Below are 14834 nucleotides of genomic sequence, written 5' to 3'. Positions count from 1 at the left end.
AGAGCCCGTTTCGAAAGGTCGAAGGGTAGTCAGCGCCAAACGGCACGACCCTTTCCATATCCGGGAAAGCGGGCCTCGAATTCGTCCATAAATTTGAGCCGGACAATGTTCAGTTCGCCGATCAGTTCAGCGGGAAAGTCGGCCATACCGGCTTCGTCCATGAGATCGTAGAGACCCAGCATCACTTGCTGCATTCGCTCCGCCGGATCGACGGGCAAGCCATATTCATCGCGCTCTTCGCTCATCTTCACGTCTCGCGGTGGGACAGAGGTTGAGCATCGCGGCATGGTCTGATTCAAGGGGGTTGCTTACACCATCCTTGGACAGATCATGTGGACCCGCGACACTCGGCGGCAGCATAGCCGCGATCATCTTCGATATCCAACCAGCCTAACGGACGCCGAATGGCAGATTATCGCCTGTCATCCGCAGGATACCCCGACAAACGGACGGCCACGGCGCTGGTCGTGGCGCGCGTTGCTCGATGGCATATTGTTTATCCTACGCACGGGCGCTCCGTGGCGCTGCTTGCCTCCCGGTTTTCCGCCATGGCAAACCGTCTACAGATGGTTTGCGTCTCTACGTGACCGAGGCTTTTTTCAGGCGCTTAATCATGCCCTCGTCATCGCTGACCGTAGCAGTCAAGGACGAGAGGAGGCACCGTCTGCTGCCGTGATCGACAGCCAGTCTGTGAAAACCACGGAGGCAGGCGGACCACGCGGTTACGATGCCGGGAAGAAAGTCATGGGGCGAAAACGGCATGCCATGGTCGATACCGATGGCCGCGCCCTAGAACTGTTGATCCATGCTGGAGATGTTCAGGATCGCGACGGAGCCATCCCTTTGTTGCAGCAATCTCGACACCGACACCCCTTTGTCTCCAAAGCGTTCGCGGACAGTGCATACAGCGCCGCTCGTGTCATCAACGCCACATCCATCAGCATTGAGATCGTTAGAAAAATAGCCGGTCAGGTCGGCTTTACCGTTCATCCTCGTCGATGGGTGGTCGAGCGCACCTTCGCTTGGCTCGGACGAAACAGGCGGTTGGCGAAGGACTTTGAAGCCACCCTCAGTTCCGCCACCGCCTTCCTCTACGCGGCTGCGGCAATGGTCTTGGTCCGCCGCATGGCCCGCGCATCATGACTTTCGAAACGGACTCTAAGCATGTCGAATGACTCGACGGCTACTCCGGTGATTTAACGCAGGGGTTCTTTGGAGCGATTTCCAAGCAATCGAAACCGCTCCAAGAGGAGGATGACGTTGCCCAAGCGCAGGGGCTTCGATGCCGATAAGCCGCCTGATCCGGGCAACATCTGCCCGCACGGGACAGCAACTCCGGCGAAAATTTGGCGACTGCTCTCCGGCCCTCCGGTGATGGATGGGATGGCCCCCCTGGAACGAACCCGCGCCGGGCCGGTCTCAGGGCGCCCGCCTGTCCGGCAGGGGGGATAGGGGGGGCACTTGCCCCTGCCCCTTACGCTTCGGCATTCGCCAATATGGGCGCTTTCCGATCGACCAATATGTTGAACAGAAGGGGCGCCAGGGCTGCGCTGATGATGGCAACCAGCACCATGGCCGCATTGGTCGCCGTATCGAGCACGCCGATCCGCGTCGCAATGTCGGACGCGGCGACGATCAGGCTGAGGCGGGCGCTCAGCAGCAGGCCGGCCGCGACGGCCATCTTCCGACCATGCGCCGGAACCAGCAGCAATGCGGGAATGATCTTGTTGGCGAAGGCGACCGCCACGAAGCCCGGCACCAGCAGCAAGGCCTTGGGCGAGGCGAAGAGGGCGGGAATGTCGAATTTCAGGCCGACATTGATGAAGAAGAAGGGAACGATGAAGCCGTAGCCGATCGCTTCCAGCGTCTCGCGCCGATGGCTGTTGCGGGGGATGATCTGCCCCAGCAGCAATCCGGCGAGGAAGGCCGCCAGCACCAGTTCGGATTCCAGCCGCTCCGCGAGCCAGGCGACCATGAACAGCAGCGCCAGGCTGAGCCTGACCAACGGCAGGCTGGTCCGGCTGTCCAACTGCGCGGCCGGCACCCGCGCCAGCAGCTTGGGCAGCAGCCAGATCGCCAGCCCGGCGATGCCGACGAGCGCCAGGCTGCCCAATGCGCCCTCGGCGCGGCCGCTGACGACGATGCCGGCCAGGGACGAGATGGCGATCATCGTGAAAAAATCCGCGAGCAACGCGGTGGAGAGGATGGTCTGGCCATAGGCGCCGTCGGCCAGGCGTCGTTCCTGTATGGTCGGCACGACGATCCCGACCGACGTCGTCGACAGGATCACGGCATAGATCGCCAGATGCAGCAGCGGCGTCGAGGAGTCGAGCAACAGCCAGGCGCCGAACGCGGCCATGACCACGGTCATCAGCGACATCATCACCGCGAGCATGAGCGGACTCGCCTGCTTCGCCTTCTGCCCGCGCGCGAGCAGCATGCCGAGATCGATTTCCAGTCCGGCGATCAGCATCAGCACGCCGAATCCCAGCTTGGCGAGCATTTCCATGGCCGGTCCCGGCGCCAGCAGCGCCATGCCGTTGGGACCGATCAGGATGCCGAAGGCGATTTCCAGCACCAGGGCCGGCAACAATGCCCTGGGCATCCATCGGGCGAGGATGGCAGCTATCGCGCTGCCGGCACATGCCAAGGCTATTACGGAAATGATCACTCGCCCGCCTGCTTTCAGATCGCGATGTCGACACCGCTCAACAGTGAATATGGGGAAATTCCCCTACTGGCTCCCAATCCCGTCGAGTATCTCTCAGGATGAATAATCATTATTCGGATTATGTCGGGTCGGCGAATCCGGCCGTTACTGTCCGCTCCTCAATATTGGTCCAGGTCGCGGCCATGGGCGACTTCGCCGTGGAAATGCCGGGATATTCCCGCGGCATAGGATTCGACATCGGTTTCCCCGTCATTGCCAGGCGCGAAATGCGTGAGGATGACCTTCTTGACGCCCGCGGCGGCGGCGATTTCGCCGATCTGCTCCCCGGTCAGGTGGTCTTCGCGCATATGTTCCATCAGCGGCGGAATCTGATCGGCGGAGAAGCCCGGATAGCTTCGCAGCAATTTTTCCATGCGGGCAATGTCGATCACCTCGCAGACAAGATAATCGGCATCCTTCGCCAGGATCTTCAGGCGTTCGGACGGTCCGGTGTCGCCGCTGAAGACATAGACCTTGCCTCCCGCCTCCACGCGATAGGCATAGGAACGGGACGACCGCGCCTCGATCGATCCGGCCGGATAATGATAGTGATCGACGCCGATGGCGAACACCCGCACCCGATCGTCCTTGTAGACCAGCCGCGGTTCATTGAGGTCAAGCGGCAGGTCATGGCCGACCGCCGATCCGGCGAGGGGCGGCTTGACCGGGCCGCCGACCGTCACCGGGGCCAGCTCCACCGGCCGAAAGGCGGCGAGCGTCCCGGCGACGAGCTGCGCCGATCCCGGCGGTCCGTATATCTCCAGCGGAGGCGCGTTGGCGAGAAGCCAGCGGTCGATCATCAGCACGGGAACATCGGCGACGTGATCGATATGATGGTGGGTTAGGAACAGGGCCTTGACCGACCCCAGCCCCAGCTTGCTGGCCGCCATCTGCCTCAAAAGGCCGTCGCCCGCATCGATGAGATAGGTTTGCCCGCCGACGACGATCGCATTGGCGGGCTGGGAGCGTTCCAGCCGCGCTATCGGCCCGCCGGCCGTGCCCAGCAGGATGAGGCGCGGCGGCTGCGCAGGCGGCGTTTCCGCCCGCGCAGCCACGGTTCCGGCTAGTGCGAATATCAATATTGGGAGCAGATGCTTCATCGGGACGACCCCTGTTCGACTATTGGCGCTTTTGCGGCCGGGCCGCTGCCTTGGGCGGACCGGCAGGATCAAGCCGGAAGAGGCTGGATTCCGGTCAGCGAATGGCCCGGCCCCAATGGTTCGGCCGGGCCGACGGGCACGATGCCCGTGGGATTAACGCTGGTGTGGCTGCGGTAATAATGCGCCTTGGCATGGCGCAGATCGATGGTCGGCGCCACGCGCTCATGGGACGCCAGCTTCCAGGTCAGCCGCGAAAGATTGGGATAGTCGGCGATGCGGCGCAGATTGCATTTGAAATGCCCGTGGTAGATCGCATCGAAGCGGACCAGCGTGGTGAACAGGCGGATGTCCGCTTCCGTCAGCCTGTCTCCGACAAGCCATTCCCTGCCCGTCAGATGCTCCTCCAGCCAGTCGAGCGTTTCGAACAGCGGATGGACCGCCTCCTCATAGGCTTCCTGCGTCGTCGCGAAACCCGAACGGTACACGCCGTTGTTGAGCGTTTCGTAGACGCGCGCGTTGATCGCGTCGATTTCGGCGCGCAATTCCTGCGGATAATAATCGCCGGGAAGCGCCCCCACATGATCGAACGCCGAGTTCAGGATCCGGATGATCTCCGACGATTCATTGTTGACGATCCTCTTCTCGAACTTGTCCCACAGGATCGGGATGGTCACGCGGCCGGTATAGGTCGGATCGCCCGCCAGATAGACCTGATAGAGATATTGCGCGCCGTTGACGCTGTCCGGCACGACGCCCTCGCCCGGCAGGAACGTCCAGCCCTTCTCGCCCATGAACGCATTGACCATGGAGACGGAGATCAACCCCTCCAGCCCCTTGAGCGCGCGCATGATGAGGACGCGGTGCGCCCAGGGACAGGCGAAGCCGGCATAGATATGATAGCGGCCCGGCTCGGCCTGGAAACGGCCGTCCAGCCCGTCGCGATATTGCGATTCCTTGCGCACGAATCTGCCGCCGCTCGATTTCGTGTCATACCAGGCGTCGCGCCAGACGCCGTCAACCAACAGGCCCATATATCGGTATCTCCATCTTCGGCCCGGCCGATCCGCTTCGCATGATGCCGGGCAGGTTCGCGCATGATCGGCGAGAGACGGCGCTCATCCCGCGCATCCGGGATGCTGCGCCGGCGCGTCATGGGATCGAAATCCGTCAGAACGAGGAAGGACGACAGGGCCACAGGATTCCGGCAGGACGGACGATGAGGCCATTCTCTCTCTCTCCACGCGCATATTATGCGGAACCACAAAGGATGTGGCGCCCCCGCTTTCAAGCGCGGATTATGAAAACCCCTTATCCATTTTCTGGATGTAGACAGGCCGCGGCATTGCGGCGCCGCCCGAACGCATGCGCGGTGGCCATGTCGGCCCGATCGGTCGGGAATGCCTCAGGCCGCTTGGGCAGTGCGATCGCAGGCGATGCCGCCAAGCTCGATCAACGTCCGGGCTTCGCGCAGGATATTGTTCCACAATTCGTCGCCCAGCGCATTTTTCAGCTCATCCTGGGCCTTGCGCCATTTGGGGATCGACACCTCCAGCGCCTCATGCCCGCGCTCCGTCAAGCGCACCAGCCGCTGGCGCCTGTCCTTGCCCTCCCCGATCTCCAGGAATCCGTCCCGCACCAGCACATCGACGTTGCGCGTCGTCGTGGTGCGATCGGTCTCCATATGCTGGGCAAGCGTCTGCATGGTCGCGTTGCGCAGATAATAGACGCGCATGAGCAGCGACATCTGCACCGGATTGACCGGCGATCCCGCCATGCTGTCGACATAATGCTTCATGACGGCGCGATTGGCCGCCCGCAGACCTTCCGCGAGGCAGATGTGGGGCGTGTTCCTGACTTCCTCCAGGAAGGCGATGGGTCGTAGCGCGCTCATTGTGTGAGCATACACTTATGGCGCACGCCTGTCGACCCCCCAGGCGCATTGCCGCGCCGGGGAAGCCGGCCGTACGGTGCCGGCCGGGGGTCGCAATAGGGATTCCGCCGGCGTTTTCCCCCGGATGGAGCGCCTGCGCGCCGGTTCAGCGTCCTTTCGCGACGAGGATAAGGCTGTCCGCCCCGGCATGGCGATGGGCCGCGATCTCGCGATAGCTTTCGCTGTCGGCGAACGCGTTGAAGGCGTCCAGATCGGCGAATTCCAGGATCACGATCTTCTCATAAGACCATTGGCCTTCCTGGACGACCGGATTGTCGTCGGCGGCGACGAGCCGGCCATCATATTGCTGGAGCACCGCGCCGAAGCGCTCCCGATATTTCTCATATCTCTCGCCGTCGTTGATCTTGACCTGAGCCACTGTGTAGACCGCCATTCCTGCATCCTTCCCGAATTCTCTGACGTCTCTTCAAGGGGGCCGCCTTCCGCGGGCGAAGGCGGCCCGGTCCGACCTTCGTTCAGGCCGCTGCGTTCAGCGTTTCCAGCGTCGGATAATCGGTATAGCCCTTGGCATCGCCGCCGTAGAAGGTCGGACGGTCCCAGGGGTTGAGCGGAGCGCCCAGGCGGATTCGTTCGACCAGGTCGGGATTGGCGATGAACGGACGCCCAAAGGCGATCGCGTCCGCCAGCCCCTTGCCCACTTCCTCCTGGGCGGAAGCCCCCTCATAACCGCCGGCGGCGATCAGGACGCCGGGCCAGGAGTCGCGGAAGAGTTCAGCGGCGGAGGGCGCGCTATCATTGAGGACGTCCGCCTTGCCGGTCCCGGCTATCCGCGGTTCGATCAGGTGCAGATAGGCCAGTTGGAAGCCGGAAAGCGCGGCGATCGCATGCCGGTACAGCGGCAGCGGATCGTCCTCGCCGGAATCGTTGGTGGTGCCGAAGGGCGACAGGCGCACGGCGACGCGGTCGGCCCCCGCCTCCTCCACCACGGCGCGCGTGACGTCGAGCAGGAAGCGGGTGCGGTTCGCGATCGATCCGCCGTAAATATCCTGCCGCCTGTTGGAGCGGGACTGGAGGAACTGCTCGATCAGATAGCCGTTCGCGCCATGGATCTCGACCCCGTCGAATCCTGCGGCGAGCGCGTTGCGGGCGCCGGTGCGATAGGCCTCGACGATCGCGGCGATGTCCTCAAGCTCAAGGGCGCGGGGCGTCTGGAACGGCTCCAGCTTCCAGCTCGCGGTGAAATGATCGCCCGCGGCGGCGACGGCGGACGGCGCGACCGGCGTTTCGCCATGGTAGGATGAATGGGAAATGCGCCCCACATGCCAGAGCTGGAGGAAGATGTGGCCACCCGCTTCATGCACCGCGTCGGTGACCCTTTTCCAGCCGGCGATCTGTTCCGCCGTATGGATGCCGGGGGTTTGCGGATAGCCCTGGCCGGTCGGCATCACCTGGGATGCTTCCGCGACGATGAGGCCGCCCGGCGTCGCCCGCTGGCGATAATATTCGACGGCGATGTCGCGCGGCACCATGCCCGGACCGGCGCGCATCCGCGTCAGCGGAGCCATCACCACGCGGTGGGACAGTTCGAGCCGACCGATCCTGAGCGGCTGGAACAAGGCGGATTGGGTCATTGGCAACTCCTGGCAATGCTGGCTGAGGAAAGGGGGCGAGGGTCGCGGGACTTCATCCCTGTCGTTCGGCTCTCTCCGCAAGGGAGCCGGGCGCGGACGATCCGAAGGGGCCGGGCCATGGCTGACGTGCTTGTCCGCGCAAATCGATCATCCGACACCCTACTCCAGGACGGCATGGCCGCTTCTTTCGACCAGGCGCGCCCGGCGCCTCGTTACGGTTTAATTTTGCAACCATGCGGATAGTGCCGCCTATGGTTTAAAATTGCAACCATAATATTTTCAAGGATGACGACTGCCGCCGCCGGCTCCCGACGGCATGGGAATGGCGCGGGCAGGCCGGCGCCCCCGCCTTATAGCTCGTCCTGTCCAGGCCGAACCGCAGCGCTGCGCGGGCGGCTATCGGTCCTCGACGGACCCGGCGGAAAGGGAATGCGACGGATCAGAGGTCGGTGGCGGGGACGGGCGCGTCCTGGGGCGGGAACGCCCTGAAGAACATGCTGACCAGATCGGGAATCAACCCCTCCATATCCGCCTGGCAGGGCGGTTCTTCGGCGTGCAGCATCCGAAGGGTGGAGGCCCCGGTCAGCAGCGCGGCCAGCATCAGCACATGCCGCGATCCGGCCGCGCCGGCGTCCAGTTGCCGCCGCGCCACGGCCTGGTCCAGCGACTGGCGGAAAATGCCCAATATCCGGATGCTGGGGTCCAGCGCGTCGGGAGCGGGAATATAGCCGGGGATCGGCCGGCCGATGAGCAGCTGGGCCATTTCCGGGTTCACCGTCGCCCATCGGTCCACGGCCAGCATCGCGTCCCTTATCGCCGCCATGCCTGGTTCGGCGCTCGCGACGGCATTTTCGACTTCATGCAGGACATCGTTTTCGGCGCGGCGGTAGAGCGCGTCATAGACCGCCATCAAGGACGGGAAATATTTGTACAGCGCGGTCGGCTGCACGCCCAGAAGCCGCGCCACCGTCGTGAGATTCAGTCCGGCGACGCCTTGCTGCCTTATGACCTCGATCGACAGATCGAGAATCTCGTTCATCGTTTCCTGCCGGCGACGCTCCCGCAACGGGATGACAGGGGACTCGCTCATGGGGAAGGCTCTTATCTGGGTCATCTCCTCTCCCGACATTTTCTTTTGGCGCTCGGCCTTATGGCGCTTGGGCCCTGTTCCGGCATTCGGCGGCGCTGGGGCGTTTGCTGTCCTCCAAGCGCGTTCGATCTGTTGCCGACCATCGGCCAAGCGTGGATTCAACCGCATATCAGATCGCCATGGCCCTGTCGATGTCGCGGCGCGCCGACCGGCAAATTGGCTTCGGCGTCCAGCGAACATCCATGGCGAAAGTTACAGGTCATAACCAAAGACAGGGCGTATCACGCCGGGCATATGCGCCAACTTTGCAAATCCTCCGGAACTGAAGAGACAATAGGTGATAATTATTATTCTTTATTTTAAAATTTGAAGATTTAGCTTGTTCATTGTCGATTCTATTCGGCCATAAATAACAAAAAACAAGGCGTGGATGATGCAAGTAAAAACCTTGCCGGAGAGGTGCGTTTCGTCGGGCCAATGCGTGATGCTGGCGCCCGGGGTTTTCGATCAGGACGATGATGGCGTCGTCCTCCTGCTGCGCGACACGGTGGACGATGGCGACGAAGCCAGCGTAGCCGCGGTCCGATCCTCCGCCAATGTCTGCCCGGCGGCGGCGATCCGACTTTCGGCGACCCCGAAGGCCTGACCTCCAGGTCCGCTTTCCGCTTCCAGGAGGAGTGTCGAAGACATGCACGCCAGCGCCGCGATCCTGCGCCATGCGCAAGCCCCTTTCGCCATCGAGCCATTGGACCTGCCCGAACCCGGCGGGAACGAGATCCTCGTCCGCGTCGCCGGTGTCGGCATGTGCCACACCGACCTGGTGGTCAGGCATATCCCCGCCGAATGGGCGCCCCTGCCCGCCGTGCTGGGCCATGAAGGATCCGGCATCGTCGAGGCGGTCGGCCCCTCCGTCACGCGCTTCGCCGTCGGGGACCATGTGGTCCTGACCTATGATTCATGCGGCTGGTGCGACAATTGCCATGGCGGCACGCCATCCTTCTGCTCCGAATTCAGCGAGCGGAACGAACTGGGGCTGCGGCCCGGATCGCATCGGTCGGGCCGGGATTCGGACGGGGTCGAATTGCAGACGCGCTGGTTCGGCCAGTCGTCCTTCGCCACCCATTCGCTGGCGACCGAGCGCAATGCGGTCAAGGTGTCGCCGGACCTGCCCATAGAATTGCTGGGGCCGCTGGGCTGCGGCATCCAGACCGGGGCGGGCGCTGTCCTCAACGCCCTGCAGGTCCGTTTCGACAGCAGCGTCGTCATATTCGGGACAGGCGCGGTCGGCATGGCGGCGATCATGGCGGCGCGCATCGCCGGGGCGCGGAAGGTGATCGCGGTCGACCTGCACGAAAACCGCCTGCAACTCGCGCAGGAACTGGGGGCGACGCATCGCATCTCCGGCCGCGATCCCGAACTGGTCGAGCAGATCATGTCCATCACCGGGGGCGGCGCGACCCATGCGCTGGACACGACCGCCGCGCCCGCCGTCATCGCCGGCGCCCTGGCGGCCCTGCGCGCGCGGGGGAAGCTGGGGCTGGTGGGCGGCGGCGGCGCGCCGCTGGACCTGCCGCAGGAGGCGCTGATGAAGGGGCAGCAAATTTCCTTCATCATCGAGGGCAATTCGGTGCCCCAATTGCTGATCCCGCAACTGATCGAACTCTGGTCGGAGGGGCTTTTTCCCTTCGACCGGCTGATCGCCCGATATCCGCTGGAGAAGATCAACGATGCCGAGCGCGACCTTGCATCCGGTTCGGTCATCAAGCCGGTCCTGCTGCCGGGCCGATGACGCGACGAACCGCTGACACCCACTACGAAGAAGGCACGAGCCAGTGACGACAGAGACCCAAATCCAGGAAAAGCCCGTTCCCGAAACCACCTTCCCCTGGGAGCGCGGCACTTATGATCCGCCGCCGGCCTATGCCTGGCTGCGCGAGCACGAGCCGGTCCGGCGCGTCGTCCTGCACGACGGCACGCCGGCCTGGCTCGTCACCCGCTATAACGACGTCCGGAGCATCCTGGCCGATCCCAGGGTCAGTTCGAACCAGAATCTGCCCGGCTTCCCCCAGATCGAACTGTTGCCGCGCCCCAGCGAGGAGGAAAGCACCTTCCTCAACATGGACGCGCCGCGCCACACGCTGTTCCGGCGGCTCATCTCCAAGCATTTCATCGTGAAGAAGCTGGAGGTCATGCGGCCGCGCATCCAGGCGCTGGTCGACGAGCATATCGACCATATCATCGATCGTTCGGAGCCGTTCGATTTCGTGGAGGAGATCGCCCTGCCCGTCCCCTCCACGGTGATCGCCTGGCTGCTGGGCGTGCCGCCGTCGGACCATCCCTTCTTCAACCGGGAGACGGAGGCGCTGCTGGCCGCCAGCCTGGGGACGGAGGAAGCCATAGAGCGCGCCACGGAGGCCTATGCGAACATCAACGACTATGTCGACCGGCTGATCGCCGAGCGGGAGAAGCTGGACGATCCGGGCGACGACATATTGGGCGACCTGGTGCGCGCCAGCCGGGAGGGCCAGATCGAGCGGCGGGACGTGCTGAACACCGCATGGCTGCTGCTGGTCGCGGGTCATGACACGACCGCGAACATGATCGGCCTGGGCATGCTGACGCTGCTGGAGCATCCGGATCAACTGGCGCAGCTTCAGGCGGAACCGGCCCTGATCCCGGACGCCATAGAGGAACTGCTGCGCTATCTGACGGTCGTGCACCTCATCATCCTGCGCATCGCGACGGAGGATATAGAGATTGGCGGGGTGACGATCCCTGCGGGCGAAGGGATCATCCCGCTCAACTTCGCGGCGAACCGCGACGACGGGCATTTCCCGGATGCGGCGAAGTTCGACATACGCCGCCGCCCGCGCGACCATGTCGCCTTCGGCTATGGCGTGCACCAGTGCATCGGTCAGGCGCTGGCCCGCATCGAATTGCAGATCGTGTTCGAAACGCTGCTGCGGCGCATTCCGAACGTGCGGCTGGCGACCGATCCGGCCGACATCCAGTTCAAGAGCCATGCGAGCATCAACGGCATCGCCCGGCTGCCGGTGGCGCTCTAGGACCGATGGGAGGACCGACCATGGAAGAGGCGACCACCCTCGTCACGCCGCAGATGGAGGCGTCGAAAGGCGTCTGGCATTCGTTCGAGACCAGCTTTCCGATCACGGCCACCGACATACGCCGCTGGGCGATAGCGACCTATTGGGGGCAGATGCCGCCGCGTCTCTTCTGGGACGAGGAATATGCCCGGACGACCCGCTGGGGCGGGATCGTCGCGCCGGAGGATTTCAACCCCTTCGCCTGGCAGTTGCCCCGCGAACTGACCGAGGAGGAATTGCGGCTTCAGGGCGCGATCCCCGGCCAGGAAACGAAGAAGGGCGACAATATCCTGAACGGCGGCCAGGTCGACAGGTTCGGGGCGCGCATGCGGCCGGGCGACGTCATCTCCAGCCGTTCCCGCCTGACCCATTGGGAGGAGCGGGAGGGCCGCAACGGCCTGACGCTCTACACCTATAACGAGACCGAATGGACGAACCAGCGCGGCGAATGGGTGAAGTCCCGCGTCATGACCCTCATTCATTATTAGGAGCTTCGCCTTGTCCATTTTCTTCGAAGACATCGCCGTGGGCGACCAGATTCCGGCCTTCACCCGCAAGACGACCATGATGGAATGGAGCCGCTTCGCCGCGGTGAACGAGGAGTTCGTCTATGTCCATATGGACGATGAGGCGGGACAGGCGGCGGGACAGCCGGGCGCGTTCGGCATGGGCAATCTGCGCTGGGCCTATATGCTGAACGCCCTGCGCGACTGGGCGGGCGACGAGAGCGAGATCAGGGAACTGGCCATGCAGTTCCGCGCCATCAACCAGAAGAACGACATATTGTCGACCAGGGCGGTGGTCGTGGAAAAGTCCGTCGCGGATGACGGCGCGGCCCTCATCCACCTTCAGATCGACGTGGAAAATCAGGACGGCAAGGGCACTTCGCCGGGGCGCGCCATCGTGGCGGTTCCGTCCCGCGCCTGACCATGGCCGCAAGAACGATAATTTTTCGGGAGCTTTGACGACCAATGGATGCTCTTGGCGATATTCGGGTGATCGAACTCGCGACCGGCGTCGCCGGCCCCATAGTCGGCATGTTCTGCGCCGACTTCGGCGCCGACGTGGTGAAGGTCGAGACGCCGGACGGCGACCCGGAACGCGGCCGTCCCGGCTTTCCGATGTGGAATCGCGGCAAGCGCAGCGTGGTGATCGATCCCGGATCGGCCGAGGGGCGCGCATGGCTGCGGAACCGGATCGGCGGGGCCGACATGCTGATCACCAGGGACGGCGAGGAACTGGCGGCCTTCGGGCTGGACGGCGACGAACTGCTGGCCAGCCATCCCCGGCTGATCCTGCTGGAGATGCCCGTCTATCTGCCCGGCCATGTCCCCTGGGCGGGCGGGGTCGAATCCGCCGCGCTGCTGGGGGCCTATGGCGGCCAGTTCGCCCGCCAGTCCTCCGTATCGGGGGAGCCGGTCGAGTCCGTCTATCAGACTTTGCTCTATGCGCATGGCCTGTGGGCGTCGGTCTGCGCGGTGGCGGCCTTGATCGAGCGCGAGGGTTCGGGTTTCGGGCAGCGCGTCACCGTGTCCGGCATCAACGCGCTTCAGCAGCTTACCATGATATCGCTGGTGGTCGATCCCAACGCGCCGGACCCCAGCACCGCCGTGGGGGGCGCGGGCCGCCATCCGACCTATTCCCGGATGATCGCGGGCGACGGCAAATGGTTCACCAGCGGCGCGCTCGGTCCCCGGTTCGAGGCGATGTTCATGGAGGTGATCGGGCTAGGTTCGATTGTCGAGGATGAGCGGCTGGGCGGCAGCCTGGCGAACATGGTCGCGCCGGAGAATATCGGCTGGGTGCAGAAGGCGGTCGAGGAAGCGGTGCTGAAGCAGCCCCGCCAATATTGGCTGGACCGCCTCGACGCCGTCGGCATCCCCTCCGGACCGATCGACGGGCGCGAGGGGTGGCTGGACCATCCCCAGGTCGCCGCCATGGGCATGCGGGTGGAGGTTGACGATCCCGACCGTGGTCCTGTCGTCATGCCGGGCGTCCCGATCAACCTGACCGCGACGCCGGGCGCCGTTCGCGGCCCCGCCCCTGCCCTTGGCGAGCATAGCGGCAAGGTCGCGCCATGGCCCGCGCAGCCCCGTCCGGCCGCCGATGCGCGCCCGCTCGTGCGATCCGGCCCGCTGTCGGGCATCAGGGTCGTCAACAGCGGGCCGTTCCTCGCCAGCCCCTATGCCGGATGCCTGCTTTCGGCGCTGGGCGCGGACGTGATCAAGGTGGAACCGCGAGAGGGCGACCCCTTCCGCAAGCCCGCCTATGGCGCGAACCGGGGCATGCGCAGCATCGCCATCGACCTGAAACATCCCGACAGCATCCGGGCCTTCCACAAGATCATCGAGGGCGCGGACGTCTTCATCGACGGCCTGAGGCCCGGCGTGACGAAAAGCCTGGGCATCGACTATGATTCCCTTAAGGCGATCAACCCCGGCATCGTCACCATGTCGCTTTCCGCCTTCGGCCAGACCGGCCCGCTGGGCGGGCGCGGCGGCGTGGACATGGTGTTGCAGGGCATGGCCGGGATGATGGCGGCGGAGGGCGGCGACGGCGAACCCATCGTCAACACCATATCCGTCTGCGACATCAGCACGGCCTCCATGTCCTCGCTCACCATCGCGCTTGCCCTGTTCCACCGGCTGCGCACCGGGGAAGGCCAGCGGACATGGGACACGCTGCTGGGCACCGCAACCTACCTCCAGTCGGCGGAGATCATCCGGTTCGAAGGCCGCCCGCCCGCCATCGTCGGCGGCGTCGACTTCCAGGGGGACGGCGCGTTCGACCGCATGTATCGGGCGGCGGACGGCTGGGTCCGGATCGCCGCGCCCGACGCCCCGGCGAAGATCGCCAGCGCCCTGGAAATTCCTGAGGAAAAGCTGGCGGACAAGGATGGGGCCATTGCCGCCATCGGGGCCGCCATCATCGATCTCAGCCGCGAGGAGGCGACGCGCCGCCTCAACCGGGCGGGCGTGCCGTCGGCATCCGTCAGGAAGGTGACGGAGGTGCTGCGCGATCCCCGGCTGTGCGAGGCTGGCTTCGCCCATGTCTATCCTTCCGACAATGGCGGCTTCATCGCCACGCCGGGCCGCATCGCATCCTTCAGCAGGACCGAATGGCGCGGCGTGCTGAAGCCGCCGGGGATCGGCGAGCACAGCGTCCGGATATTGGAGGATGCGGGGATCGATCCTGCGACCATCGACCAGTTGATCGAACGCCGCGCCGTCGCGGTCGGCGGACCCATGCCGCAGATATTGCCGCACGCCTATCGTTGAGCCCCGGATCGCAAGCATAAGGAAAAAAAC

The 14834-nt window shown here is 64.4% G+C and carries 15 protein-coding genes; 7 read left to right on the top strand and 8 right to left on the bottom strand.

What is annotated here, in order from left to right; all coding sequences use genetic code 11:
* Positions 1–29: 29 nt before the first annotated feature.
* Positions 30–245, bottom strand: coding sequence for a hypothetical protein (locus SIDU_RS11435; RefSeq protein ID WP_007687848.1), 216 nt, complete (start codon positions 243–245; stop codon positions 30–32).
* A gap of 85 nt (positions 246–330) precedes the next feature.
* Between SIDU_RS11435 and SIDU_RS11430 the strand changes: the two genes are divergently transcribed.
* Positions 331–1143 carry an IS5 family transposase gene (locus SIDU_RS11430; protein WP_031291306.1) on the top strand — a complete coding sequence of 271 codons (813 nt, stop codon included), beginning with the start codon at positions 331–333 and terminating at the stop codon, positions 1141–1143.
* 331 nt (positions 1144–1474) lie between these two features.
* Here the strand turns inward: SIDU_RS11430 and SIDU_RS11425 are convergent, their stop codons facing one another.
* The 7 genes from SIDU_RS11425 to SIDU_RS11395 all read right to left on the bottom strand — a co-directional run bounded on the left by SIDU_RS11425 (position 1475) and on the right by SIDU_RS11395 (position 8422).
* Positions 1475–2671 (bottom strand): cation:proton antiporter, encoded by a 1197-nt coding sequence (locus SIDU_RS11425; RefSeq protein ID WP_013054040.1) that lies wholly within the window; start codon positions 2669–2671, stop codon positions 1475–1477.
* A gap of 158 nt (positions 2672–2829) precedes the next feature.
* The gene (locus SIDU_RS11420; protein WP_007687842.1) at positions 2830–3810 is read right to left on the bottom strand and encodes an MBL fold metallo-hydrolase; all 981 of its coding nucleotides are present in this window, start codon (positions 3808–3810) and stop codon (positions 2830–2832) included.
* A 68-nt stretch (positions 3811–3878) separates the two neighbouring features.
* Entirely contained in the window at positions 3879–4841 is a 963-nt protein-coding gene (locus tag SIDU_RS11415; protein ID WP_007687840.1) for a glutathione S-transferase family protein, read from the bottom strand.
* Positions 4842–5212: 371 nt separating this feature from the next.
* Positions 5213–5701 (bottom strand): MarR family winged helix-turn-helix transcriptional regulator, encoded by a 489-nt coding sequence (locus SIDU_RS11410; RefSeq protein WP_007687838.1) that lies wholly within the window; start codon positions 5699–5701, stop codon positions 5213–5215.
* Positions 5702–5846: 145 nt separating this feature from the next.
* Complete coding sequence (locus SIDU_RS11405) at positions 5847–6134, bottom strand: DUF1330 domain-containing protein (protein WP_007687835.1); 288 nt, start codon at positions 6132–6134, stop codon at positions 5847–5849.
* A gap of 82 nt (positions 6135–6216) precedes the next feature.
* Positions 6217–7332: an alkene reductase gene (locus SIDU_RS11400; RefSeq protein ID WP_007687833.1), complete on the bottom strand. Its 1116-nt coding sequence runs from the start codon at positions 7330–7332 to the stop codon at positions 6217–6219.
* 439 nt (positions 7333–7771) lie between these two features.
* Positions 7772–8422 carry a TetR/AcrR family transcriptional regulator gene (locus SIDU_RS11395; RefSeq protein ID WP_013054044.1) on the bottom strand — a complete coding sequence of 217 codons (651 nt, stop codon included), beginning with the start codon at positions 8420–8422 and terminating at the stop codon, positions 7772–7774.
* 430 nt (positions 8423–8852) lie between these two features.
* Here SIDU_RS11395 and SIDU_RS11390 point away from each other — a divergent pair, with 430 nt between their 5' ends.
* The 6 genes from SIDU_RS11390 to SIDU_RS11365 are packed head-to-tail and all read left to right on the top strand — an operon-like array spanning position 8853 to position 14804.
* Positions 8853–9068: a ferredoxin gene (locus SIDU_RS11390; RefSeq protein ID WP_013054045.1), complete on the top strand. Its 216-nt coding sequence runs from the start codon at positions 8853–8855 to the stop codon at positions 9066–9068.
* Between the two features lie 42 nt (positions 9069–9110).
* Complete coding sequence (locus SIDU_RS11385) at positions 9111–10211, top strand: NAD(P)-dependent alcohol dehydrogenase (protein WP_007687828.1); 1101 nt, start codon at positions 9111–9113, stop codon at positions 10209–10211.
* A gap of 43 nt (positions 10212–10254) precedes the next feature.
* Complete coding sequence (locus SIDU_RS11380; RefSeq protein WP_007687826.1) at positions 10255–11487, top strand: cytochrome P450; 1233 nt, start codon at positions 10255–10257, stop codon at positions 11485–11487.
* A 20-nt stretch (positions 11488–11507) separates the two neighbouring features.
* Positions 11508–12014, top strand: coding sequence for an FAS1-like dehydratase domain-containing protein (locus tag SIDU_RS11375; RefSeq protein ID WP_007687824.1), 507 nt, complete (start codon positions 11508–11510; stop codon positions 12012–12014).
* Between the two features lie 10 nt (positions 12015–12024).
* A complete protein-coding gene (locus SIDU_RS11370) occupies positions 12025–12453 on the top strand; it encodes a MaoC/PaaZ C-terminal domain-containing protein (RefSeq protein ID WP_007687822.1) in 429 nt (142 codons plus the stop codon).
* A gap of 44 nt (positions 12454–12497) precedes the next feature.
* Positions 12498–14804 carry a CaiB/BaiF CoA-transferase family protein gene (locus SIDU_RS11365; protein ID WP_007687820.1) on the top strand — a complete coding sequence of 769 codons (2307 nt, stop codon included), beginning with the start codon at positions 12498–12500 and terminating at the stop codon, positions 14802–14804.
* Positions 14805–14834 lie beyond the last annotated feature (30 nt).

The sequence above is a fragment of the Sphingobium indicum B90A genome, assembly GCF_000264945.2.
GTDB lineage: Bacteria > Pseudomonadota > Alphaproteobacteria > Sphingomonadales > Sphingomonadaceae > Sphingobium > Sphingobium indicum.
The sequence above is the reverse complement of the archived record's forward strand: the minus strand, read 5'-3'. Positions and strand labels throughout refer to the sequence as shown.

Coding starts and splice junctions, on each gene's coding strand:
- SIDU_RS11410 (WP_007687838.1), bottom strand. CDS start 5,701: ATGAGCGCGCTACGACCCATCGCCTTCCTGGAGGAAGTCAGGAACACG.
- SIDU_RS11420 (WP_007687842.1), bottom strand. CDS start 3,810: ATGAAGCATCTGCTCCCAATATTGATATTCGCACTAGCCGGAACCGTG.
- SIDU_RS11400 (WP_007687833.1), bottom strand. CDS start 7,332: ATGACCCAATCCGCCTTGTTCCAGCCGCTCAGGATCGGTCGGCTCGAA.
- SIDU_RS11405 (WP_007687835.1), bottom strand. CDS start 6,134: ATGGCGGTCTACACAGTGGCTCAGGTCAAGATCAACGACGGCGAGAGA.
- SIDU_RS11390 (WP_013054045.1), top strand. CDS start 8,853: ATGATGCAAGTAAAAACCTTGCCGGAGAGGTGCGTTTCGTCGGGCCAA.
- SIDU_RS11395 (WP_013054044.1), bottom strand. CDS start 8,422: ATGAGCGAGTCCCCTGTCATCCCGTTGCGGGAGCGTCGCCGGCAGGAA.
- SIDU_RS11435 (WP_007687848.1), bottom strand. CDS start 245: ATGAGCGAAGAGCGCGATGAATATGGCTTGCCCGTCGATCCGGCGGAG.
- SIDU_RS11365 (WP_007687820.1), top strand. CDS start 12,498: ATGGATGCTCTTGGCGATATTCGGGTGATCGAACTCGCGACCGGCGTC.
- SIDU_RS11415 (WP_007687840.1), bottom strand. CDS start 4,841: ATGGGCCTGTTGGTTGACGGCGTCTGGCGCGACGCCTGGTATGACACG.
- SIDU_RS11375 (WP_007687824.1), top strand. CDS start 11,508: ATGGAAGAGGCGACCACCCTCGTCACGCCGCAGATGGAGGCGTCGAAA.
- SIDU_RS11430 (WP_031291306.1), top strand. CDS start 331: ATGTGGACCCGCGACACTCGGCGGCAGCATAGCCGCGATCATCTTCGA.
- SIDU_RS11385 (WP_007687828.1), top strand. CDS start 9,111: ATGCACGCCAGCGCCGCGATCCTGCGCCATGCGCAAGCCCCTTTCGCC.